The following is a 22,398-nucleotide window of genomic DNA, read 5'->3' on the forward strand; positions in this document are numbered from 1 at the left end:
TGCCTCGATGTCCGACCTGTCTGCCCGGGAGCCCGCATCAGCCAACGGTAAGAGTTGCCTCAATCGCGTGGATATGCGCCGCTTTTTCCCTATTCTGCTGCTGCTCGTTCTTGCGGGTATCTTTACTCTGGCCTCGCCCCGCTTCCTGCAATTCAACAATATGATGATTGTCTCGCAACAGGCGGTCGTTCTGTTGGTGGCCGCGCTCGGCATGACGTTCGTCATCATCGCCGGATCGATCGATCTGTCTGTCGGGGCAATCGTCGCGCTGTCGGCGCTGGTGGCGGCCGTGACATCGTCGACGCTCGGCGTCTTCGCCATCATTCCGGCCTGCGCCGTAGGCGTGCTCTGCGGCACGATCAACGGAACGATCGTGGCCAAGGGCAAGGTGCCGTCCTTCATCGTGACGCTTGGCGCCATGGTGATCTACCGCGGCATCGTGCTGTTTTTTACCCGCGGCGCGCCTGTCTCCATCGAGAACGAGATGTTTCTGGACGTCTATTCCGGGCGTACCGCCGGCATTCCGCATTCCCTGTTGATCGCAATCGTCATGATCGTCATCGCGGCGGTGATGTTGAACCTCACCGTGTTCGGACGCGAAGTGCGTGCTATCGGCGGGGGCGAGCGTATCGCTCTGCTGACCGGCATCCGCGTCGATCGTGTGAAGATCGCGATCTTCGCCCTGCTCGGGTTCCTGTGTGGTGTGGCGGGTCTTCTGCAGAGCGCCCGTGCGATGTCGGCGACCGCCCAGCTTGGCGAGGGACTGGAGCTCGATGCCATTGCCGCAGTTGTGGTTGGCGGCACGCCGTTGACCGGTGGGATCGGCAGCCTCCAGGGAACAATCCTCGGCGCGCTGATCATAACCATCCTGTCCAACGGGATGAACATTGTCGGTGTGGATCCGTATTTCCAGAACCTCGTAAAAGGCTTGGTCCTCGTCCTCTCCGTATTCGTGACGATCGACCGAAAGAAAATAGGCATCATCAAATGAGGAGATCGAATTTCTCATCGCGTGCCGTCTGGACACAGGAGCTAAGTTGGTGACAAGTTTGACATTGCAGAATTTCGGCATCGGGAACGGGCAGCATTTTATCGAAGGCCATTGGGTGGAATCGGCGAGCGGCGAGCGGCGCGATATCTTCAATCCCAAGAATGAAACGAAGGTCGATACCGTCGCGGCCGGGTCGCTGGAAGATGCGGACCGCGCGGTTGCGGCCGCCCGCAAGGCGCAACGCGCCTGGAATGCCCGGACACCGATGGAGCGTGCAGGCTTCCTACACAAGCTCGCCGATCTAATCGATGCCCACAGCGAAACCTTGGCACAAATGCTGACCGCCGAGGGAGGCAAGATCCTGCCGGAATCGCGTATCGATGTCGGGTTCTGCGCGCTGCTGCTTCGCTATGCCGGCGAAAGCGGGCGCCGTCTCGAAGGCGAGATCATGCCTAGCGAAAACCGGAACGAACAGATCTGGATCCCGCGCGTCCCCTATGGCGTGGCCGTCGGCATCACAGCCTGGAATTTCCCTGCCGCACTGTTTGCCCGCAAGGTTGGTCCTGCGCTGGTGACCGGGAATACCGTCGTTATCAAGCCGCACGAGTTGACGCCGCTGACAACGCTGATGCTGGCGTGCCGTCAGGCCGGTATTCCGGAAGGTGTCGTCAACGTGATCACCGGCGACGGCCGCTCGGTCGGCGCGCATCTTGTCTCTCATCGTGGCACCGACATCGTTTCGATGGCGGGATCGGTTCGCGCCGGTAGCGAGATCTACGCTCTCGGCGCTGAGTTGATCAAACCCGTGCGCCTCGAGCTTGGCGGCAAGGCGCCTTTCATCGTCATGGAGGATGCCGATATCGACAAGGCGGTCGAAGCGGCCGTGGTCTCGAAATTTTTCGCGGGCGGCTCGGTCAGCACATGCAACGACCGTATGTATCTGCATCGCAAGATCCATGACGAGTTCATGGAAAAATTTGTTGCGCGCATCAGCGCGCTGACCGTCGGTGATCCGACGACCAGCGTCAATATTGGTCCTCGCATCAGCGGTGGGGAAGTGACGAAGCTCCCGCAGATGGTTGCCCGCGCCGTCGAACAAAAGGCAACCCTGCTGAACGGCGATCAGCCCGCCGGGGCCGACAAGCCCCAGTTTGAGCGCGGCCACTGGTTCTTCGCGAAGGTGTTCTCCGTCACCTCGACGTCGATGTCATGCTTCAGGAAACGTTCGGTCCCGTCATCGCGGCAATGGCGGTCGATGACTTCGATCAGGCGCTCGCCTTCGCAAACGACTCCGAATACGGCCTCTCGGCTTACGTATTCACCCAGGATCACCGCGGCATCATGCGCAGCGTCACCGAATTGCAGTTCGGCGAAATCTACGTCAATCGCCCATCGGGAGAAAGCCCGCACGGTTTCCATACCGGCTATCGCAAGAGCGGGCTCGGCGGAGAAGACGGCAAGCATGGAATCGAGGCCTCCTGCGCATGAAGACCCTCTACGTCAACGACGCCTGACCGGCGCAGCCGTTGAACCTGCGGCCGGCCGACACACGGCTGGCCGCAGGTTTCGCAGGGCGCTGCTCGCCGCATCGCTGCGTGAGCCACAGAATTCTCGTTACTGCAGGTGAGGAAAGATCGTGCCGCCGTGGGGGTGTCACGACTTCAAATTGGGAGAAACGCATGCCTATGAAATGGACGTTAGCAGCAATTGCGCTTGCCGTTGCAAGCACTGCCGCAGTTCGCGCTTCGGCGGCCGACTACAAGTGGCCGGACAACATCCCGGCGGAAGCCACGGCTTTGATGGAACCCTTGCCGCTGTCTCCGACCGGACAGGTCGTGCCCGGCTATCCGGATGGTGCGCCTGCGGTTTCCGCCGATACGCTGAAGCTTTCGAATGAGGACATCGCAAAGCTGAAAACGGGCAAGTTCACGGCCGGTCTGGTCATGCATACGATGGACGCCGGCTGGCCGCACCTTCAGGTGAGCGGCATCACCTCGACGCTCGAATCCTTCGGCGTCAAGGTTGTCGGCACCACGGACGCCAAATTCAATGTCGGTCAGCAGATCAGCGACCTGGAGCAGATGATCGCACGCAAGCCCGATGTGATCTTCTCCATCCCGATCGATCCGAAGTCGGAGTCGGAGGCCTACAAGAAGGCAGCTGCCGCGGGCATCAAGCTCGTCTTCCTCGACAACGTTCCGGTCGACATGGCGCCGGGCAAGGACTACGTTTCGGTGGTTGCCGCCGACAACGAGAAGAACGCGTTCTTCGCCGCCGACGAACTCGCCAAGGCGATCGACGGAAAGGGCGAAGTCGGTATCCTGACCCTCGTCTACGATTATTACTACTCCGTCGCGGCCCGCAAGGTCGGTGCCCAAAAGGCATTCGCCCAGTATCCCGGCATCAAGGTCGATGCGGTCGGGACATTCACCTCGCCTGAAAAGGCCTATGAGGTCGCCACCAGCATGCTGACGGCCAATCCCGATATGAGGGGGATATTCGTCGCTTGGGATACGCCTGCCCAGCAGACCGTTGCCGCCGCCAAGACGCTTGGCCGCGACATCATCGTCACCACGAACGATCTCGCAGCCGATAGCGCGGTGAATGTCGCGCGCGGCGAGTTCCTCGCGGTCGGTGCACAGCAGCCTTACGATCAGGGCATCGCCGAGGCCAAGGTCGCCGCGCTCGCACTTCTGGGCAAGCAGGTGCCGCCTTACGTGTCCGTGCCGACCTTGCGCGTCAAGAAGACCAATCTTCTCAGCGCCCTGAAGCAGGTGACCAAGGAGGAACCTTCGGCAGCCCTGATCAAGCTCTGCAACGACAAGTGCTTCTGAACCAGTGGTGATATCCGACCCGGCGCGATCGGTGCCGGGTCATTCCTGATAAAGTGACAGGAGGCCTTCTTGCCGACCCCGACCGAACCTGCGACATTCGCGATCATCGCCATGGAAAACATTTCCAAATCATTCGGCGCCAACAAGGTGCTGAGGGATGTTTCGTTCGCGGTGCGGCCCGGCGAGGTGCATGCGCTTCTTGGCGAGAACGGTGCCGGAAAATCGACCCTGATGAAGGCGCTGATTGGCGTGCACCAGGTCGATGAGGGCCGGATTCTTCTCGAAGGCAGTGACGTTACGGCGCTCGCTTTGCGTGACCGGATGGATCGCGGCATCGCGATGATCTTTCAGGAGCTGAGCGTTCTGCCCAATCGTTCGGTCGCAGAAAATCTCTTTCTGCTGCGGGAACCGCGGGCGCCGGGGTTCCGCATTGATCGCAAGCGCATGATACGCGAGGCGGATGCGCTGATTGCGCAACACGGGTTCGCACTGAAGTCCACCGATACCGTCGGCGAACTGGGGTTCGCCCAGCGCCAGATGGTGGAAATTCTGAAGGCGATTTCCCGGCGCGCGCGGCTGATCGTCATGGACGAGCCGACGTCTTCGCTGACGGTGCAGGAGGAGGAAACGCTCTTCTCCACCATTGCGCAATTGCGGGCGACCGGAATCGGCATCGTCTACATCAGTCATCGCATGGCCGATGTCCTGAGGCTGAGTGACCGCATATCGATTGTCAAGGATGGCCGCATCGTCGGCCCTTTCCGCCCGGAGGAAACATCCATCGATCATATCGCCGCCTTGATGTCCCGTCCGCGCGACACGGAAACGGCAGATCAGCCGCAGGACGTTCCGGTATCGGCAAATCGGGTGAGCGCTGCCGTCAAAGGCTTCTCCGCCCTCGGTGTTCGCAATCTTTCCACCGCACGCAAGCTTGATGCGATCTCGTTCGATATTGCGCCTGGCGAGGTTGTCGGTCTGGCGGGCCTCGTCGGCAGCGGCCGCTCGACGCTCGCAAAGGCGTTGTTCGGGATGCTGCCTGATGCGCGCGGCCAGATTACAATTTCCGGCACCGCACTTGTGCCCGGCAGCGTGCCGCGCGCAATCGCAGCCGGGGTCGCTCTGGTGCCGGAAGACCGGCGGCTGGAGGGATTGATCGGCGGCCGCTCGCTCGCGGAGAATTTCGCTCTGCCGAGCCTGTCACGCTTTTCCAGGCTCGGCGGTCTGGCTCCCGTCGCTGCCGGCCGCATCAACAGTCTCTTCGACCGCTATCGCACCGATCTCAGCCTCCTGTGCCGTGGCCCGCATCAACCGGCGCAGCAGCTCTCGGGCGGAAACCAGCAGAAGGTCGTCTTCGCGAAATGGCTCGCGATGGGGCCGAAGCTCCTCATTCTCGACGAGCCGACCTCCGGCGTCGACATCAACGCCAAGCGCGAGATGCGGGCGCTTGTGCGCCGCACGGCGGAAACCGGTGTCGGCGTCCTGCTCATTTCCTCCGAGCTGGAGGAACTGATCGATCTCTCCGATCGCATCCTCGTCATGGCTGCCGGTCGTGTACCACGCAGCATCGACCGCGCAGAGAATGAAAGCCAGTTGCGCTCGCTGCTGCAGAACGAAGCCGCCAGACACATGTCTTTGCCCAAGAAGGAAGAACGAGCATGAAACAAGAGACTTCCCCCTTTCTGGGACGCGCCGTATCTTTCGCGCGCAATCATATTACCTACGGCATTTTCGTGCTGATCACGCTGTACTTCATCATCTTTGCCCCGCACTTCGCATCCTTGACCACCGCGACCGCCGTCCTTCGCATTACGGCGATCGTATCGGTCATGGCCATCGGCATGACGTTCGTAATTATCTGCGGCGAGATTGATCTGTCGGTCGGCTCGATGGCTAGCTTTTCAGGCATGATGCTGGCCATGCTTTATGAGCGAGACGTGCCGACATTCTTCGCGCCGCTGCTCGTGCTCCTGCTTGGCGGTGCCGTGGGAGCCATATCCGGGCTGCTGGTGACCAGATTGCGCATACCGTCCTTCCTCGTCACCCTTGGCATGCTGTCGATCTTCTCGGGACTTGCCCTGACCGTGACGGACACCCGCCCGGTTCCTATCCTCAATGACGACTTTTCGGCGATCTTCTGGAACGGTTCGATCGTTGGGATTCCGGCGCCGATCCTCTGGACCGTTGGTCTCACGGTCGTCGGCTATTATCTTCTGCACCAGATGGCTTTTGGCCGGCGAGTCTTCGCGACAGGCGGCAATCCGGTTGCGGCGCAATTCTCCGGCGTGCGGACGAATGGCGTCAAGATCGCAGCCTTTGTCCTCTCGGGTATGACGGCAGCTCTTGCCGGAATGATGCTCGCCGCACGCTCGACAGCGGGCAATCCGAGCCTGGGTGCCGGGCTCGAACTTGATGTCATCGCCGCTGTCATCATTGGCGGGACGAGCCTTTTTGGCGGCTATGGATCGATTGTAAGTTCGGTCGTCGGAGCGATCTTTATCGGCATTCTCGGCTTCGGTCTGCTCGTCCTAGGGCTTTCGACAAGCATTCAGGAAGTGATCAAGGGCGTGATCATCATCCTCGCGGTTTCAGTCAATCGTCGCTAGAGAGGAATCCGACCCGCCTGAGTCACCTTTGAATGTCTTCTCGGATAACTCTCTTCTTTCGCTCGGTATTGGCAATCTTGGCGCGTTGAAAGACTTCGACCCGGCGCGCACGCTTCCGTATTAAGGTCTCGATGGCCGACCATGTTGACAGGAAGATCATGCAAGAAAACCGGAATATGACCCAGTCTTGGTTTGCAACAATACACTCCGCGAAAACGGGGCAATGCTGAGGTTTTACTTAACCGCGGTGCATGATAAAACGATACCGATGGGAAGGTAACTGATCGCGCCGTCCTGCGTGAACATCGGTACAGCACAATCCTGATCGACGGCGCAAGAAAAACGCGGAGAAGACAGGTATGGTGCCGAAACTTCGAGCCCGCTCAAGAGCAGAGCCGTCCACCGACCTGGCAATGGGACTGGTCTTCGACCTGCTTCACTGACGCCTGGACTTCAGCTATGGCCCAGCCAATCTCAGCGCGGCCTGGACGCCACCTTCGAGGATTTCCATTGCCTTCGACTGTTCAGCGATCGCTCGTGCGATCTGAAGCGTGCCGACCATCAAACTGAAGATGGCCAACGCACGGTCGTGCGGGGAGGACGATGGCGCGGGCGGAAGATAAGAAGCCAGGGCTTCAATATAACGCGCCAATCCGTCTTCATAAGCCTTACGGGTCGAATCCGGTTGCCGTGCGATTTCAGGCAAGAGGGCGGCCGAAGGGCAGCCGTCTTCGCTCCCTTGCAAATGACGAATATTCAGATAGTCGCGAATGACATTCTCGAGGCCCTGGCTCGCTATTTTAGCCTCTAAATTCGCGAGCTGATCTGAAAGAGCGCTCACGACGGCCTCCCTTACGAGGGCTTCTTTCGATTCGAAATGCGGATAGAAGGCCCCGTTCGTCAGGCCCGCCTCCGACATGATGCCTGCGAGGCCCGCAGCTGCCGCACCTTCTCTGCGAAAACGCTTGGAAGCGACGTCGATAATCCGACGCCGCGTGGTTTCCTTGTGACCTTTTTCAAAACGCATTTATGTCTTCCGTATATGCCTGGACCTGTGCAACGACGCTTCGTTGCGAGCGAGGTGGCCGAGGTAGTCAGTTATGAGGCCGCCGATTCAAGCACGGCTTGCAGATCTTTATCAAGCTTCCGCGCGACCTCGTCGATATCAGGCTCAGCGAATTGCCCAAATGTGGAGATCGGGCGATCGTACTCGAATGCGACGCCATCACCGTCTTCGCGAAGGAGAACCCGGATGGGCGCATAGAGGCCGGCGGAGATGCGGTGCCGGGTCATTCTGGTGGCGGTCAGCGGATTGCCGATGTCGTACTGTATCGCCTGGCGATGCAGGCCTGCCACCTGAACCGCCGCACCGTGATCCCTGAAGCCGAAAATCGATAGTGCCGGGAGCGCCTCGAGTTCACGAAGGGCTCGGGCTGTCTCCCCGTAACGAAGGAGCGTGAAGATGCCGTCGTCGATCCTGGGGCGATGCTTTCGAGTTTCGACCTGACCGCACGAAAGTCGTTGCCCGAGTGGATCGTGACATGTTCTACCTGAACCGTTTGGATGTCGATTGTGCTTGCCATGGTTGATCTTCCTTTTTCCGTTAGGGATTGGGCGAGTACATCGTACTGCGCCGCTTGCTGTTCACAGGGACGAGATGCCTAGCGCCTCAACCCGGCGGGCGATGGACAGCAGCCTGCGATCCTGGCCAAAGGGCGCATCGATCTCGAGGCCAATCGGAAGACTGTCGCCCACATTGCCCATGGGAAGACTTATCCCCGGCAAGCCGGCGCCACTTGCAGGGATGGTGTTCTTGGCTAACGCGGCGAAGGTCACTTCCTGCCCTGCGATCAAGAACTTGTTTTCCTTGCCAATTTCCGGTGCGGCGCACGGCGTCGCCGGCAGGAGGAACGCCTCTGCGCCGCTCGTTGCGAATGCATCGCTGAATAAGCGCTGAAGTTTCGGCCGATCACGGGCCAATACGGCGTTGTAGCCGTCTTCAGAAAGCCATTTGGATCCGCTTGGCAGAACATGGTGCTGCCACGCTTCCTTCAGACCTGGCTTGAGGTCTCTGTAAATTTCTTCGAAGGACGTGGGAATGCCGTTCTCGTTGAGAAACCCGGATATGGCTGCCATTGTGTCATGGAAGAAGATATTCCATGTCGCCGTGTCGGCGAGCTCTGAAAAACCCTCTCCGAGATCGATCTCAACGACTTCAGCGCCGGCATCGCGCAATCTGTGTATGACGTCGTTGAAACGCGCCTCGATCTCGGGATCGACCAGGTCGAGATACTGCTTTGGTGCATAGGCGAACCATACGCTTTTCAATCCGCCTAGACCGGTTGACGGCGATGCGGGTGTTTTGGTGACGACCTCATCGATGAGTTCGCAATCCTCGACATTGCGGGCGAACACGCCGGTCGTATCAAGAACATGGGAAATCGGCGCGACGCCGTTTCGCGGCCAACGCCCTGTCGTCGGCTTGAAACCGACCACGCCGCACAAGGATGCCGGCACTCTGATCGAACCGATAGTGTCTCCTCCGAAAGCTGCCGGAACGATCCCGGCTGCGACCGCGGCGGCAGATCCGCTAGAGGATCCTCCGCTGACGCGAGCAGGGAATCGAGGGTTCTTCACCTGGCCAAAGGTATGGTTGTCGCCAGTGAGCCCGAATGACATTTCGACGAGGTTGTTCTTTCCGAACACGATCGCGCCGGCTTCCTTGATCGCGCCAACCACCTCGGCGTCCTGCGCGGGCACGAAGTCCTTCAGATTGCTGACCCCAAGGGTCGTGCGCAAACCCGCTGTCAGGTAACTGTCCTTGACACCTAACGGGACGCCAAGGAGTAGCCCGGACGTGCCGGACGCGCGCGCTTTGTCGGCTTGGCGGGCGGCAGTGAGTACGGCCTCCTCATCGATTGTAATGAACGTTTTGAAATCCGAATGCTGTCAGCCCCAGTCAAGGAGCATCCCCGCGTATGTCTCAGACGAGAGACCGCCGTTCTCCAAGGCCCGCACGGCCTCTGCAACGCCGATCGTGGGATGATGTTCGATGGGGACAGCCTGAGTGGAATTCGGTCTCTCTTGCATGGGGATCTCCGTTTTAACTGGGTTTACGGGTGGAATTCGCCGAACCTCGACAATGGTCGAGGCCATTAAATTACGATCATAATATTACATTATGGACATAATGCAATGAGGATTCTACGGACATTTCCGACAGCTTCGGACAGATGTGACTCATGCGAGGACCGAGACAGGCCTCACGTCTCAAACTTTAATCAGTCAGGTAACCAGATCTGAAACCGTGATTGATAGAGAAGGCCTTCCTTTCGAGACGCCGCATGATGATCCTAGAGTTACAAAATGCCATTCTTGAAATGATCGCCAAAGGGAAACCCCTGGCGAGTACGATGTCGCAGCTATGCCTGAGAGTGGAAGCCATGATCCCCGGCATCGCCGCATCGGTCCTGGCATATGATGGACGCTGCCTGCATACGCTCGCGGCCCCGTCGCTCCCGGCGTCGTTTTCGGCGGCGATCGAAAACCTGAAGGCCGGTCCATTGGCCGGTTCCTGCGGCACGGCCGCCTACCATGCGGAGCCGGTGATCGTCACCGACGTCGAAACGGACCCGCGCTGGGTGGACTATCGCTCGCTCGTTGTGCCGATCGGCATCCGCGCCTGTTGGTCGAGCCCGATCAAGAGTGGCGACCGCGTTGTCGGCACATTCGCGTTTTACTACGGGGAGGCGCGAGGCCCGAGCAAGCTGGAACATGAGGTCGTCGACGCTTGCGTCCATCTTTGCTCGATCGCCATCGATCGCGAAGAACGGGTTATGGAGCGCCAGCGCCTGACCTACACCGATGCTCTAACCGGGCTCCCGAACCGTGCTGCATTCGACCGGATCCTGAAAGAGCTGAATATCTTCGAGCGCCCATGGGGAATATTGCTTGCCGACGTCGATAATCTGAAACTCGTGAACGATACGTTCGGTCATGCGGCCGGCGATGCGCTGATCAGGGCCGTTGCGGACTGCTTCCGCGCGGCCGCTGAGCCAGAGTTTACCTTCAGGCTCGGCGGTGATGAATTTGCCTTGATCGTGTTTCCCAAGCAGGATCTCAATCTGGAACGGACAGCGACTGAGATCCTCGCAGGATTGGCACTGCCAGCCGAATGTGACGGTCATGTCGTCTTTCCCGCCGCAACCATCGGCGGGGCGTTACCAGAAGACGGCCTGACGCCCGATCAGATCCGTCGAAATGCCGACGTGGCACTTTATCATGCAAAGGAAAACAACCGCGGGCATTATTTCCAGTTTCACCGTGGTCTCGGCACTGCGATAACGAGGCGGTTCAGGGCTGCTCGGGATGTCAGTCTTGCGCTCTCGCAGGACCGCATCAGTCCGCACTACCAGCCCGTCGTGCGCATCGATACCCGAGAAGTTGTCGGCTTCGAAGCTTTGTGCAGAATAACCACGCCGTCAGGCGAGGTCATCGCCGCCGCGCACTTCCAGGAAGCCACCAAGGATGCGCGCGTGGCTGCCGAACTGACGCAGCGGATGATGACAAGAGTGGCGCGCGACATGCGGAGCTGGCTTGACGCGGGTCTCCCTCTCCAGCATGTCGGCATCAACCTCTCCGCCGCAGACTTTCGCGGCGGAGCCTTGAGGGAAAAGATCTGCAAAGCTTTTGACGAGGCTGGAGTTCCCCTCGATCACGTCATTCTTGAGGTGACAGAGGCGGTCTATCTTGGACAGCGCGATCATGTTGTTGCCGCGGAGATCAAGGCGTTGCGGGCGGAAGGTCTGAAAGTGGCCCTGGATGACTTCGGAACCGGTTTTGCCTCCCTTACCCACCTACTGACGACACCCGTCGATATCCTTAAGATTGACAAGTCTCTTGTCGATCGGATGGAGCCCGGAGATGCTGGCGTGTTCATTGTCGAGGGACTGATCCGCATTGCCAGCAACCTCGGTGTCCGGGTGGTCGCGGAAGGGATAGAAACCGAAGCACAGGCCGAACAGCTGGAAAAGCTCGGTTGCAGGCTTGGTCAAGGATTTCTTTTCTCAAAGGCAGTCGATCGCCTGCAGACGGCAACGTTGCTGAGAGAACGCAGTCAGCGATCTTCGCATCATACTACGAGCAGCAGATCTTTATTGCGGGCAGGGGTCTAGACCGCGCCATTATTTCATTGCCATTTCCATTTTCAGGGATCGAGATGCACAAAAGGATTCAGGTGAACCAGCTACGGGTCGGGATGTTCGTAGAGGACGTCGAGCTCGGCAGCTACGGCAATGCAGTGCGATCCGAGCCATTTCTGATCAGGTCAAATAGTGACGTCAGGCACATCGTGGCAAGCCACGTGAAAAGCGTGGTCATCAATGTCGCCAAAGGCATCGATCTTGATCGAGACCCCCCGCCAGGAGACGACGCCGCGAGCTATGAGGCAACATTGCTCATGGTGTTCACTCCGCAGGAAATCGGACGAGCGCGACAATCGATCAAGGAAATCGATCCGCATCTCCGGAAAGTCCTCAGCGATGCTCGCTTACAATCTTGCTTTGCTGACGAAGCGGCCAGCTCAGCAGTCGAGCGGATCATGTCCGCGATATTCGAGAATGCCGGCGCCCTGATTGCTGTTGCCAAGCTGAAGGAGAAGGACGAGGTCACGTTTCTTCATTCGCTGGCGGTCAGCGCTCTTATGGTTGCGTTCGGACGTAGCCTCGGCCACAGCGAAGACGATATCCGGCTGCTTTGTCTTGGCGGCTTGGTGCATGATCTGGGCAAGATGACGCTCTCCGACGACATCCTGACCAAGACCGGCAAGTTGACGGCCGAGGAGATGGAGCTCGTTCGACGGCATCCGCAGCTTGGCTATGAAATGGTATCAAGAGCGGGAACGGCACCAACGGAGGTTCTGGACATCTGTCGCTATCATCACGAACGGTATGACGGTGGCGGTTACCCGGACAGACTGTCGGGCAAAAAGATTCCATATGTCGCGCGGCTGGCATCCATCTGCGATGTCTACGAGGCGCTGACCACGATCCGCCCCTACAAGCGCGCCTTCACTCAAGGCGAGGCGATCACGATGATGATGAACTCGCCGGGACATTTCGACCCTAAATTACTGTCCGCCTTCGTTTCGAAGATGATCATCAGTGGAACGATCCATTAACTCCGGTCCCTTCCACACTCAACCTGACCTCAACGGGTCCCTTGGCGGGACCGGCAGTCTTGGCCCAGGGACTGAAACTTCGCCGTCCGATGGACGTTGCGAGGGCAAAGCGTCTTACTGTCAATGATAAGCGAACAATCCTAGCGTCATGGGCCTCTGACTACTACGCGGTGGAATCGCAACCCGCCCTCCGCCATCTGCCCGGAACACCTGCGCCGATCTCGCTAAACGAGGTTCGGGTTGCGTTACGGGAAATCGACCGCAAGTACGGTTTCTGATCAGCATTCGAATGCCAGCCGTTGTCATCAGTGTGCCGGAAGAGGAGGGATTGCTCTATACAATGAGCCGCCAGCAGTTCTCACTTCTGGCGGCTCAATTCGATCGGCGGAAACCCATTTTTCGCCGCGCTACGGTCTCATAATGGTTTTCGTCCCAATTGTCCTGTCGCGCTCTCAAGCTAAGTCGCGATGGCGTTGAGAACCATCTCAACGAACGTTGTAATAGTGCCCTTCGATAAGACCGAGCTCGTTGTTTAAGCCCTTGATGGCTCTAAACCGCTAATGCTGTCCTCGTCACTGCTGACCAATCCGTTGATCGAGCCGGCGCAGGCTGCCAAACCGGGCCAAGAGACACGGGGCTCAGATCCGCAACCAGTCGTCGAACGAGATCCCGCCCCTGACGAAGTGGCCCGCAGGCACTAGAGAATCCGTAACCACAGGCGCACCGAAGTATACGAGGGTGGCATCTACGCCGGTCGCGCGAGTGTCGCCTTTGGCTTCGAGGTATTTCCTCGTGAAGGACTCGAACGTCGCGCGTTCGGGACCGGCGAGATCAACCGCTCCTTTCTTCGGTTCGCCGAGCGCGATATCGATAAGGGCGGCCGAGACATCATCAGCGGCTATCGGCTGAACGTCGATGTCAGGCGCGACCACGCCCCCCTCGCGGACTCGTTTTGCTGGTCATCTGTCGGCCGAGATGGACACTGCCGCCCAGCTCTTATGCAAGACGCATCTATCGGAGATCGGGGATCGGCTCGGTAGAGGTCAAGCCAACGGCCCCGTCGATTGCTCGGCGGGGCCGCCCATGTGACTGGCAATGATCAGGAAGGAGCTTAGATCGAACCAGCCGGGGTGACCGGAGGAAAGTCCTTGTCCGGATCGAAGACGTTGTTGAAGAAGTTGGTCAGCGAATACATGGCGACCAGCGCGACGATCTCGATGATGTTTGCTTCGGTAAAGCCGGCATCGCGGACGGCTTTCAGATCGGCATCGCTGACCTGTCCACGGGTTTCGATGACCTTGCGAGCGAACTGGACGGCGGCGTCGCGCTTGGGATCGTTGGCATGACCCTTCCGAGCAAGGATGATCTCGTCGGCCGGCAGCTTGGCCATATGCTCTGCGGTGAAGCTGTGCACTGTCAGGCAGTAATTGCAGCCGTTCACTTCTGAAACGGCTAGGCCGATACTGTCGCGGGTCTTGACGTCGAGCGCCTTGGTCAGCGAGCCAAGCAGGGTAGCCCATGCATTGAACGCAATCGGGCTCTGTGCGAAGGCTGCCATCATGTTGGGCGTGAAGCCGATATTCTTGGTAAATGCGTCCAGGGTCGGCTTGGATTCGGTCGGCACCTGTTCCGGCGTCAAAACGATCGTTCGTGTCATTGTCGTCTCCTTAACTTCATGAGTTCTTTGTGATTCACGCGAAATCGAGAACATCGGCGACCGGCATGCGGGGCTTTTGCGGCCAGTTGCCGGCACGTTCCGGCCCTATGGTCAGTAGCATCACCGGGATTTCATCGTCGGTCAGGCCGAATTCGCGGTGCACAGGTTCGGCATCGAAACCGATCATCGGCGTCGAACCCCACCCCAGCGAGCGGGCCGCATAGATGATCGCGGCCGCGCCGAAGGTAGCGGTGCGGACGGCCTCGTCACGATCCTGTTGCGGCTGATTGTCATAGATCCGGCGAGCGTTGATTTCCCATTCCGGGACCATGTGTGCTGGCATGATGCCGGCTTCCACCACCGGCGCCAGACGCGCCGGGACGGTGCTGGCGTCGGCCAACTTGCCAATGACGATGAAGGTAACGGCAGCGTCCGTGACCGCCGGCTGATCCCACGCCAGTGCTCGCAACCGAGCCTTGGCTTCAGGCGTACGCACGGCGATGAAACGCCAATTCTGCAGGTGGAAGGATGTCGGCGCCGACGTTCCGATCCGTACCAGATCACGGATCTGGTCGTCACTGAGCGTAGCGGCGGGATCGTAGTATTTGGCGGCGCTACGGCTCAGAAGGGTCTCAATGACCGCGTTCGTCGGGATGGAACTTGCGCTTGCGTCCGTGGGCCGGGGGGTGGCGGCGTCTCCGCTCTGTCCGGCGTATGCGTGGCTCCTTGCGGCGGCGCCGATGGCAGGATCGGCGGTGACTGTGGCGAGGCAATTCATTTGGGGGCTCCTTCATCAGGTGATTACGGAGCCCAGTTTACGGATAGTCATGCAAACTTCGAGACTTTATAAGATCAATATAGCGCTCGAAAGGATCAATCTGACGTCTGCAGGTTGCGAGCCGCGCCCGATTGCTTGTCATCATGCGCCAGTCGGCGCCAGTCGCCCGGCGTCATCCCCATCCTTTCTGTAAACACGCGCCGGAATGCGGAAACGGACTGATAGCCAACTGCCTCGGCCACGGCCTCGGTGCTGATCGCCGGTTTCTTCAGCTCATTGGCTGCCAGACTCATGCGGAGATCGGTCAACAGATCGAGGGCGGAGCGACCCAGCCTGTCTTGAAAATGCCGCATGAACGTAGCGCGCGACATGCCGCACAAGTCCGCTAGATCAGGAAGCTTCCAAGAGCTCGTCGGATCGGCGAACATCGCTGCAATTGCCGGCGCCAGCCGCGGAATGCCCGGCTAGTGCCAACAAACCTTCCTGTGAGCTGCCTCCTTCGCTCGCCGCGCGCATCACCAGTGCGAACAGGACCGAAGAAAGCGCGTTGAGAACAGCTCGTCCTCCAGCTCTATCACCGGCGGACTCCATTCGCATCAGACTCACCAGACTTGCGAGTTCGTTGGAGGCGGCGCCGTTTCCGTCCCCTCCTCCACGGCCGTTCATTGCCTGGGTTACAAGAGTCGCGGGCATGTAGTTCCGGATCAACCGGTCATGGGGCGGCGTGATGAAAAATCGCCCGCACATCAAATCGAGTTGCTCACCCTCACCGTCGTTCTCGCTCAGCGTCCATCCGGCAGACCCCACGCGTTCCTGGGTACGTATGGGCTTTTGTCCGCTACCGTCGTGCAACACATGTTTCGCACCGTGGGGCAGCAGCACGACGTCTCCTTTCACCAGCTCTCGGGTTGTTCGCGTCTCCGGATCCTCGATAATGGCGCGGCCCTGGACAATTACGTGGTAAGGAATTTCGTTCGGTGCCGCCTGCTCCCAGACAAACCGCCAGGGAGCACCATAGACGCAGCGAACCTCGAGCTGGCCGGTTACGGTAACGATCTGCAGGAGGTGGCTTAGCCAGTCGCTCTTCGACATAAGATCTCTAGAGTTTGAACATCTTGAGCATTCTATCATAGCCGCGCCCGTTTCAAGCTCGCATGAACCACAGAGATCACCGGCGCGCGAACTTTCGAACTCGCCTTTTCCAGAAGCCCCGAGCCCCGATGCGTCGCCAAGAGGCGCCGGCCTTACGAGCGACCTTGCCGTCGTCATGCCTTGTCTCCTGCCGGTGCGGACGTGGTCACCAATGAGTCGGCGTCGCCACGTCCACCAAGGGGCGGGCGCAGGGACCTGACCCGCGCTGCAACCCAATCCGCCGTCAGGCGGTTGATGACGTAGAAGCTCGGCGTGAAGATCAGCCCGAAGACGGTCACGCCGATCATCCCGAAGAACACCGCGACGCCGAGCGCCTTGCGCATCTCCGATCCGGGGCCTTCCGAGATAATGAGCGGAAGCACGCCCAGAATGAACGCGATCGACGTCATCAGGATCGGACGGAGACGCTGATGGGCCGCTCGGGTCGCAGCTTCCCAATGCGTCAAACCCTCGGCTTCCCCCTGTCTCGCGAACTCGACGATAAGGATTGCGTTCTTGGCTGCCAGTCCGATCAACACCACCAAGCCGATCTGGCTCAGGATATTGTTGTCCATTCCGAGCAGGTTGATGCCAAGGATGGCAGCGAGGAGACACATTGGCACGATGAGTATCACCGCCAAGGGTAGCACCACGCTCTCATACTGGGCGGACAAGAGCAGGAAGACGAAGAGCACTGCCAACCCAAAGACGTAGATCCCCGTATTCCCCGTTTGCTTCTGCTGGTAGGAGAGCTCGGTCCACTCGACGCCCATGCCTTTCGGCAGAACGCGCTCGGCTATCTCCTCCATCGCTTGCAGCGCCTGGCCGGACGAATATCCGAGAGCGACATCGCCCTGTATCTCCGCGGCGGCATACATATTGTAGCGCACGACGCGATACGGGCCGGATTGCTTTTGAACATCGGCGATGGCGCCCAGCGGAACCATCTTTCCAGTTTCTGAGCGCGTCCGGAGTTGAAGGACGTCGGCGGCCGATTGCCGGTACGATGTATCCGCCTGAGCGATCACCTGCCACGTACGGCCGAGATAGTTGAAGTCGTTTATGTAAGTCGAGCCCAGATAGGTGCCGAGCGTCGAGAATATGCGATCCACGGGAACGCCAATCTGTTCCGCCTTCTCCCGATCAATCGTTACATGGAGACGCGGCGTCGCGGTGTTGTAGGTGGTAAAGACGCCCCTTAACGCGGGATGCCTGTTCGCTTCGGCGATCACATCCTGCGCGGCCTTTTCCAGCGCCGCGTAGCCGAGACCCGTGCGATCCTCGATTTCCATCTTGAACCCGCCGGTAGTGCCGATACTCCGGACCGGTGGCGGGGCGATCACGATGACGTTAGCGCCTGTTATCTTCGAGAAGGCCTCGCGGAGCTTGTCCGCCACCTCATCGACCGTCGCGTCGCGTTCAGCCTGCGGCTTCAGGAAGACTGGAATGAGCGCCGCGTTCGAAGCGTTGGTAAAGGTCGCGCCGTCGAAGCCGGCGAAGGTCAATGAATGATCAATTTCGGGAAGGGATGCTGCAGCCGCCTGAACCTGCCGGGCGATTTCGGTCGTCCGCGCAAGGGACGATCCTGGAGGAAGCTGGAGGGCGTTGAGCAGCATGTCCTGGTCCTGCGACGGAACAAATCCTTGCGGCGTGACATAGAAACGCCAACCGGTGACGATGATGAGCAAGCCATAGATGACCGCTAGCATTACGAGGCGCCTGACGAGCTTGCCAGTTAATCGGCCGTAGTGCACCGAGAGACCGTCGAACAGATGGTTGAACCATCTGGCGAACCGGCCTGGCGAGCCGAGGATGCCTGGCCTGGCCTTCGATCTTTTGTCGGCCGGTTTGAGCAGCAACGCGGCCAGTGCCGGCGACAGCGTTAGCGAGATGAAGGCGGACACCATCGTGGCCGAGACGATCGTCAGCGCGAACTGCTTGTAGAACTCGCCCGAGAGGCCCGGAATGAAGGCCGTCGGCAGGAAGACACCGCAGAGCACGAGGGCGATTGCGACCAGCGCGCCGGACACCTCCGTCATCGTCTTGTGAGCCGCTTCCTTCGGCGAGAGATTCTCCTCGACGATGAGCCGTTCGATGTTCTCGACCACGACGATTGCGTCATCGACAACAATACCGATCGCCAGCACCATCCCGAAGAGCGACAGGCTATTCAGTGAGAAGTCAAACGCGGCCATCGTGGCGAAGCTGCCGGTCAGCGAGATCGGGATGGCAAGCAACGGCACGATCGCGGCCCGCCAACTCTGCAGGAAGAGCAACACGATCGACGAGACGAGAAGAAGCGCGATGAAAAGGGTGTGCTTCACCTCCTCGATCGAGGCCGACACAAACTTGAGCGGGTCGTCGGCGACTGCATATGACATCCCCGGCGGGAACTCTTTCGACAGCTCGGCCACGAGTGCCTTAGCTCTGTCCGCGGTCGCCAGCGCGTTCGTTCCGGGTTGTTGCTGCAGGACCAGACCGATCGCGTTGCGGTCGTCGAAGAATGCATTCGTCGAATAGTCCTGGGCGCCCAGCTTGACCGTCGCGACGTCGCGCAACCGTGTCAGCCTGCCACCTTCATGCCGCTTGACAATGATGTTGCCGAACTGCTCCGGGGTGGCAAGGCGCCCTTCGGTATCCACACCGAGCTGATAGGCATTGGCCTTCAGGCCGAAAGGCGGCTGGCCGATGATGCCGGCTGCGACCTGGGCATTCTGGCCGCGAATGGCCGTAATGATCTCTTCGACTGTCAAATTCCTCGCCGCTGCCTGATCCGGGTCGATCCAGATCCGCATCGCGTAGTCGCGCCCGCCAAATCGCACCGTATCGCCAACGCCGGGAACCCGCTTGATACGATCGTTGATTTGCAGCGTCACGTAGTTCGAGATGAAGTCCGTATCGAGTGAGTTGTCCGGCGAGTAAAACGCAAAACCCACGAGCGTGTCTGGGGATATCTTACGTACGGTGACCCCGATCTGCCTGGTCTGATCGGGCAATCGCGGAAGCGCCTCGTCGACCCTATTCTGGACGAGGACCTGCGCTTCGTTGACGTCGGTGCCGAGCGCGAACGTGATGGTGATCGTCACCGAGCCTTCGCCGACCGAAGAGGTCGACATGTAGAGCATGTTCTCGACGCCGTTGATTTGCTGTTCGAGTGGAACAGCTACGGTCGAAGCCATCGTCTCCGCCGTCGCGCCGGGAAACCGTGCGCTGACGAGGATCGTCGGCGGCGCGACCTCCGGGTACTGACCGACCGGCAACCACGGATAGGCCACCAAACCAGCCACGGTGATGAGAATCGCGAGCACAGCCGCGAAAATTGGACGCTCGATGAAAAAGTGCGGAAAGCGCATGGTCGTTCCTCAAGGTTATTCGGTGACGGTCGCGGCGGAAGGTTCCGGCTCGGCGACCGCTGGTGTCGCTGGGCCCCCGTCGGCGTTGCGCGGCTCGATCGCTGTGCGGCGCGGGACAACTTTCATCCCCGGTTGGAGCTGGGTAATGTGGTCGAGGATAACGAGATCGGTGGGAGCAAGACCGCTCTTTACTGCCCGCAGTCCAAGAACCTCCGGACCGGTCTCTACCGTGCGCTTCGTGACGGTGCCGTCACGCGCGAGGACGAAGACCTCCTTCAGCGACTGTCTGGTGATGATCGCTTCGTCGGGTATGAGCATGGCGCTATAGCTGCCGGACCCGAGAAGGCGGGCTCGCCCGAACATTCCAGGGGTCAGAAAATGATCGTGATTGTCGACGACAGCGTGAGCCTCGATCGTTCCCGATTCGATGTCGACGGCGTTGTCGACGAACACCATCTTCCCGTGATGTGAGAAAGTGGTTTCGTCGGAGAGCCTTATATCAATCGGGTTTTCGAAGTCCCTCGAGAGTTGGCGTTGCCCCTGTTGTGCCTGCCGGAGATACTTCAGATAGAAGCTCTCGGCTCCATCGAAGACAAACCAGATCGGGTCGAGTGATACGATTGTCGTGAGCAGTGTGCTCCCCGCCTCGACATGGTCACCGATCGAGACGCGACGGTTTGAAACGCGTCCGGTTATTGGGGCTCGAACCGTCGTCCAATCGTAGTTCAGTTCGGCAGCTTCCAATGCCGCTTTCGCAGCATTGAGCTCGGCGGTCGACGTACGAAGACGCGTCTGATCGGCCTCCAGCTTTTCCCTGCTGACGGTACTCGTGGCTGCGAGTGCCGCCGAACGCGCCTCTGTCGAGATTGCGTTCTCACGGGTCGCCGCGGCGCTCTCCACCGCTGCCCGCGACCGATCGAGCACGGCCTTGTAAGGGCGCGGATCGATGATGAAGAGCGGTTCGCCTTCTTTAACATCCTGTCCGTCGCGGAACAGGATCTGGGTGACCTGCCCAGAAACTCGCGCGCGCAGCTCGACCGACTGCGGAGCTTTGAAGTGTCCGATATAATCGTCCCAATCGACGACGTTTCTCGACAGTGGATTTGCGACGGACACTTGCGGCGACGGCGGTGGCGGCGGCTCCTCTTGGGAGCAGGCACTGACCATTAACAGCAAAGCAACGACGGCTGGAATACGAAGCATAGTTATCCCCTTCAGCGAGCGCTTCGAACGCGCCGCCACATAAGTTTACGGTCGACGATGAAAACTTCGAGACCGGAAGGGCTCAATTAGATGCCCAAAAGGATCAATGAGACATGTGTAAAGCCTCGGACCATGGCGCTTTGTCATTGACGTCTAGGACAAAGACAGCGAGTAGCTTTGCCGGCTCGGTCTTGCTCGCGTTGCGGCTGATCGAGTGGGTCGCGCCCGGCGGTTCCGACCAGCTCTCACCTGCCCGATAGATTCGCGTCTCGCCGTCATTCACCTTCGACTCGATCGCGCCTGAGATCACATAGGCGTAGATGAAAGCCGACTTCGCATGCGTGGGGGGTACAGAGGCTGCGCCGGGTGCGTAACCGACTTCCACGGCGATCAGCGACTCGCCGGGGATATTGGGAATGGCCGCCTCGAAGTTGTCCGTGATGGTTTGCCCGTCGCCGTCACTGGCCGAGACGGGGCCGGCGATCGAGGTGGCGAGGAGCGTGCACGCGGCGGAAATGACGGTTCGGAACTTCACGAGTTTTCTCACACTGAGTATCAGTTGATCTTTGTTCTTTATGCCGCCGTCCCTTGCACCGCTGCACCGCTGGAGGCCCAAAGTCACGGTTGATGTCGGCCCACTTCGGCAAGGCCGACCTCCCGGGCGTGCACCGATGACCCGATGGGTTTGACGTCATACTTTTGATGGTAGGCGTCCCTGATCTCGTCCTGGCCGCGAGGAGGGCGAGCAAAGATATGGGCCGGCAACAGCAGCGGGCTGATCGAAGTGGTTTCGATTTTGACTACGTGATCGACAGGGTACTCGGGGCCGTTCGTCGCCCGAACCCGGTTGGCGATCATCAGATAGCTCATCATTTTTCGGAGGCCTTTGCAGACGCGCCAACATAGGAAGCACGCGTGAAGTTCGTCGTGCTTGTAACGGCTATAACGTAATGAACCTGCTGGAGCTCCACTCGATGCTCACCTTCACTATTGCTTTCGCTAATCGAGCACGAGTGATGTCGACGCCGCATCACCCTCGACGCGGAAGCGCGAAATCTGAAAAGCGCCTTGGCACAGGTGCCACCGCGATGAAACCCGCGTCGGACGTCCGTGGACGGGCGGACACGCATTCCGGACGCCGGAGCTGCTCAGCGCCGATGACGCAGAACTCGTTTGCAGCGGAAAAAGGCTCGGCGGAGTTGGAAACGCATCGCGTCCCGATCACCTCGACAGCTTCAATTAGTTTTAACTAGGCTTTCAGAAAAGCAGGCGCAATTCAGATTCCGGAATGTGCTTTCAAATTTCCAGAAGTTCGCGGTCGGGCTACAGCGGCCGCGGCATCCCAGTCGCTAAGGTACCCTCAAAAAAGGCCCTGCCTTAGCAGGGCAGTCTTCATCAGCATTCAGGGATCGCGCAACCGATCCCGATGCAGAAAAAGAGCAAGGAAGCCGCATTGTTCCGGTCCGCTCATTGATAATTCCGCCGGTTCGTCTGGACGACCAAACGGCCGGCTATGGCTCGCTGCTGGAAAAGCAGGATCAGTATCGTATCCATAGCCCAGCTTCTCTGGCGCCGGCTCTCCGACCAGCGGCTCAATGCCATGGCGACAAGTGTCAATTTCATCGTCTGTATAGGAAAGTAGTTCGAAAAGAGACATGAGAGCGCTCCTC

At 59.4% G+C, this 22,398-nt stretch carries 18 protein-coding genes and 2 pseudogenes; 7 read left to right on the forward strand and 13 right to left on the reverse strand.

The genetic code is table 11. The features are described from left to right. The first annotated feature begins 7 nt into the window (after positions 1–7). The 5 genes from ACPYOJ_RS08225 (at position 8) to ACPYOJ_RS08245 (ending at position 6,428) form a co-directional block, all read left to right on the forward strand. Positions 8–991: an ABC transporter permease gene (locus tag ACPYOJ_RS08225; protein ID WP_481415800.1), complete on the forward strand. Its 984-nt coding sequence runs from the start codon at positions 8–10 to the stop codon at positions 989–991. Positions 992–1,040: 49 nt separating this feature from the next. After that, positions 1,041–2,618 carry an aldehyde dehydrogenase family protein gene (locus ACPYOJ_RS08230; protein ID WP_481415801.1) on the forward strand — a complete coding sequence of 526 codons (1,578 nt, stop codon included), beginning with the start codon at positions 1,041–1,043 and terminating at the stop codon, positions 2,616–2,618. 52 nt (positions 2,619–2,670) lie between these two features. After that, on the forward strand, positions 2,671–3,825 hold the full coding sequence (locus ACPYOJ_RS08235) for a substrate-binding domain-containing protein (RefSeq protein WP_481415802.1): 1,155 nt from the start codon (positions 2,671–2,673) through the stop codon (positions 3,823–3,825). A gap of 69 nt (positions 3,826–3,894) precedes the next feature. After that, a complete protein-coding gene (locus tag ACPYOJ_RS08240; protein WP_481415803.1) occupies positions 3,895–5,484 on the forward strand; it encodes a sugar ABC transporter ATP-binding protein in 1,590 nt (529 codons plus the stop codon). After that, positions 5,481–6,428 (forward strand): ABC transporter permease, encoded by a 948-nt coding sequence (locus ACPYOJ_RS08245; protein WP_481415804.1) that lies wholly within the window; start codon positions 5,481–5,483, stop codon positions 6,426–6,428. The genes ACPYOJ_RS08240 and ACPYOJ_RS08245 overlap by 4 nt, the downstream gene beginning before the upstream one ends. 457 nt (positions 6,429–6,885) lie before the next feature. On the opposite strand, the gene ACPYOJ_RS08250 is transcribed toward ACPYOJ_RS08245, so the two are convergent. The 4 genes and pseudogenes from ACPYOJ_RS08250 to ACPYOJ_RS08265 all read right to left on the reverse strand — a co-directional run bounded on the left by ACPYOJ_RS08250 (position 6,886) and on the right by ACPYOJ_RS08265 (position 9,518). Beyond that, the gene (locus ACPYOJ_RS08250; protein WP_481415805.1) at positions 6,886–7,455 is read right to left on the reverse strand and encodes a TetR/AcrR family transcriptional regulator; all 570 of its coding nucleotides are present in this window, start codon (positions 7,453–7,455) and stop codon (positions 6,886–6,888) included. Positions 7,456–7,526: 71 nt separating this feature from the next. Further along, positions 7,527–7,784 carry a DUF302 domain-containing protein gene (locus ACPYOJ_RS08255; RefSeq protein WP_481415806.1) on the reverse strand — a complete coding sequence of 86 codons (258 nt, stop codon included), beginning with the start codon at positions 7,782–7,784 and terminating at the stop codon, positions 7,527–7,529. Positions 7,785–8,072: 288 nt separating this feature from the next. Next, positions 8,073–9,356, reverse strand: a pseudogene (locus tag ACPYOJ_RS08260) (amidase family protein); the annotation flags it as partial. A gap of 21 nt (positions 9,357–9,377) precedes the next feature. Then, entirely contained in the window at positions 9,378–9,518 is a 141-nt protein-coding gene (locus ACPYOJ_RS08265) for a hypothetical protein (RefSeq protein WP_481415807.1), read from the reverse strand. 257 nt (positions 9,519–9,775) lie between these two features. Here ACPYOJ_RS08265 and ACPYOJ_RS08270 point away from each other — a divergent pair, with 257 nt between their 5' ends. Both ACPYOJ_RS08270 and ACPYOJ_RS08275 read left to right on the forward strand, forming a co-directional pair. Beyond that, positions 9,776–11,602 carry a putative bifunctional diguanylate cyclase/phosphodiesterase gene (locus ACPYOJ_RS08270; RefSeq protein ID WP_481415856.1) on the forward strand — a complete coding sequence of 609 codons (1,827 nt, stop codon included), beginning with the start codon at positions 9,776–9,778 and terminating at the stop codon, positions 11,600–11,602. A 44-nt stretch (positions 11,603–11,646) separates the two neighbouring features. Continuing rightward, positions 11,647–12,606, forward strand: a complete 960-nt coding sequence (locus tag ACPYOJ_RS08275; protein WP_481415808.1) for an HD-GYP domain-containing protein — start codon at positions 11,647–11,649, stop codon at positions 12,604–12,606. 638 nt (positions 12,607–13,244) lie between these two features. Here ACPYOJ_RS08275 and ACPYOJ_RS08280 read toward each other — a convergent pair. From ACPYOJ_RS08280 to ACPYOJ_RS08320, 9 genes and pseudogenes are all read right to left on the reverse strand, one after another. Then, positions 13,245–13,538: a hypothetical protein gene (locus ACPYOJ_RS08280; RefSeq protein ID WP_481415809.1), complete on the reverse strand. Its 294-nt coding sequence runs from the start codon at positions 13,536–13,538 to the stop codon at positions 13,245–13,247. A gap of 179 nt (positions 13,539–13,717) precedes the next feature. Then, entirely contained in the window at positions 13,718–14,263 is a 546-nt protein-coding gene (locus ACPYOJ_RS08285) for a carboxymuconolactone decarboxylase family protein (protein WP_481415810.1), read from the reverse strand. Positions 14,264–14,297: 34 nt separating this feature from the next. Continuing rightward, complete coding sequence (locus ACPYOJ_RS08290) at positions 14,298–15,041, reverse strand: nitroreductase family protein (RefSeq protein ID WP_481415811.1); 744 nt, start codon at positions 15,039–15,041, stop codon at positions 14,298–14,300. Between the two features lie 95 nt (positions 15,042–15,136). Beyond that, a pseudogene (locus ACPYOJ_RS08295) lies at positions 15,137–16,133 on the reverse strand (AraC family transcriptional regulator). 173 nt (positions 16,134–16,306) lie between these two features. Next, positions 16,307–19,525, reverse strand: a complete 3,219-nt coding sequence (locus ACPYOJ_RS08300; RefSeq protein WP_481415812.1) for an efflux RND transporter permease subunit — start codon at positions 19,523–19,525, stop codon at positions 16,307–16,309. A 15-nt stretch (positions 19,526–19,540) separates the two neighbouring features. Beyond that, complete coding sequence (locus ACPYOJ_RS08305) at positions 19,541–20,728, reverse strand: efflux RND transporter periplasmic adaptor subunit (protein WP_481415813.1); 1,188 nt, start codon at positions 20,726–20,728, stop codon at positions 19,541–19,543. 103 nt (positions 20,729–20,831) lie between these two features. Continuing rightward, on the reverse strand, positions 20,832–21,263 hold the full coding sequence (locus ACPYOJ_RS08310; RefSeq protein ID WP_481415814.1) for a cupin domain-containing protein: 432 nt from the start codon (positions 21,261–21,263) through the stop codon (positions 20,832–20,834). Between the two features lie 83 nt (positions 21,264–21,346). Beyond that, positions 21,347–21,598 carry a hypothetical protein gene (locus ACPYOJ_RS08315; RefSeq protein ID WP_481415815.1) on the reverse strand — a complete coding sequence of 84 codons (252 nt, stop codon included), beginning with the start codon at positions 21,596–21,598 and terminating at the stop codon, positions 21,347–21,349. A gap of 532 nt (positions 21,599–22,130) precedes the next feature. After that, positions 22,131–22,385: a hypothetical protein gene (locus ACPYOJ_RS08320; protein ID WP_481415816.1), complete on the reverse strand. Its 255-nt coding sequence runs from the start codon at positions 22,383–22,385 to the stop codon at positions 22,131–22,133. Positions 22,386–22,398: the final 13 nt, after the last annotated feature.

This window comes from Rhizobium sp. SVR5-9E (genome assembly GCF_056755095.1).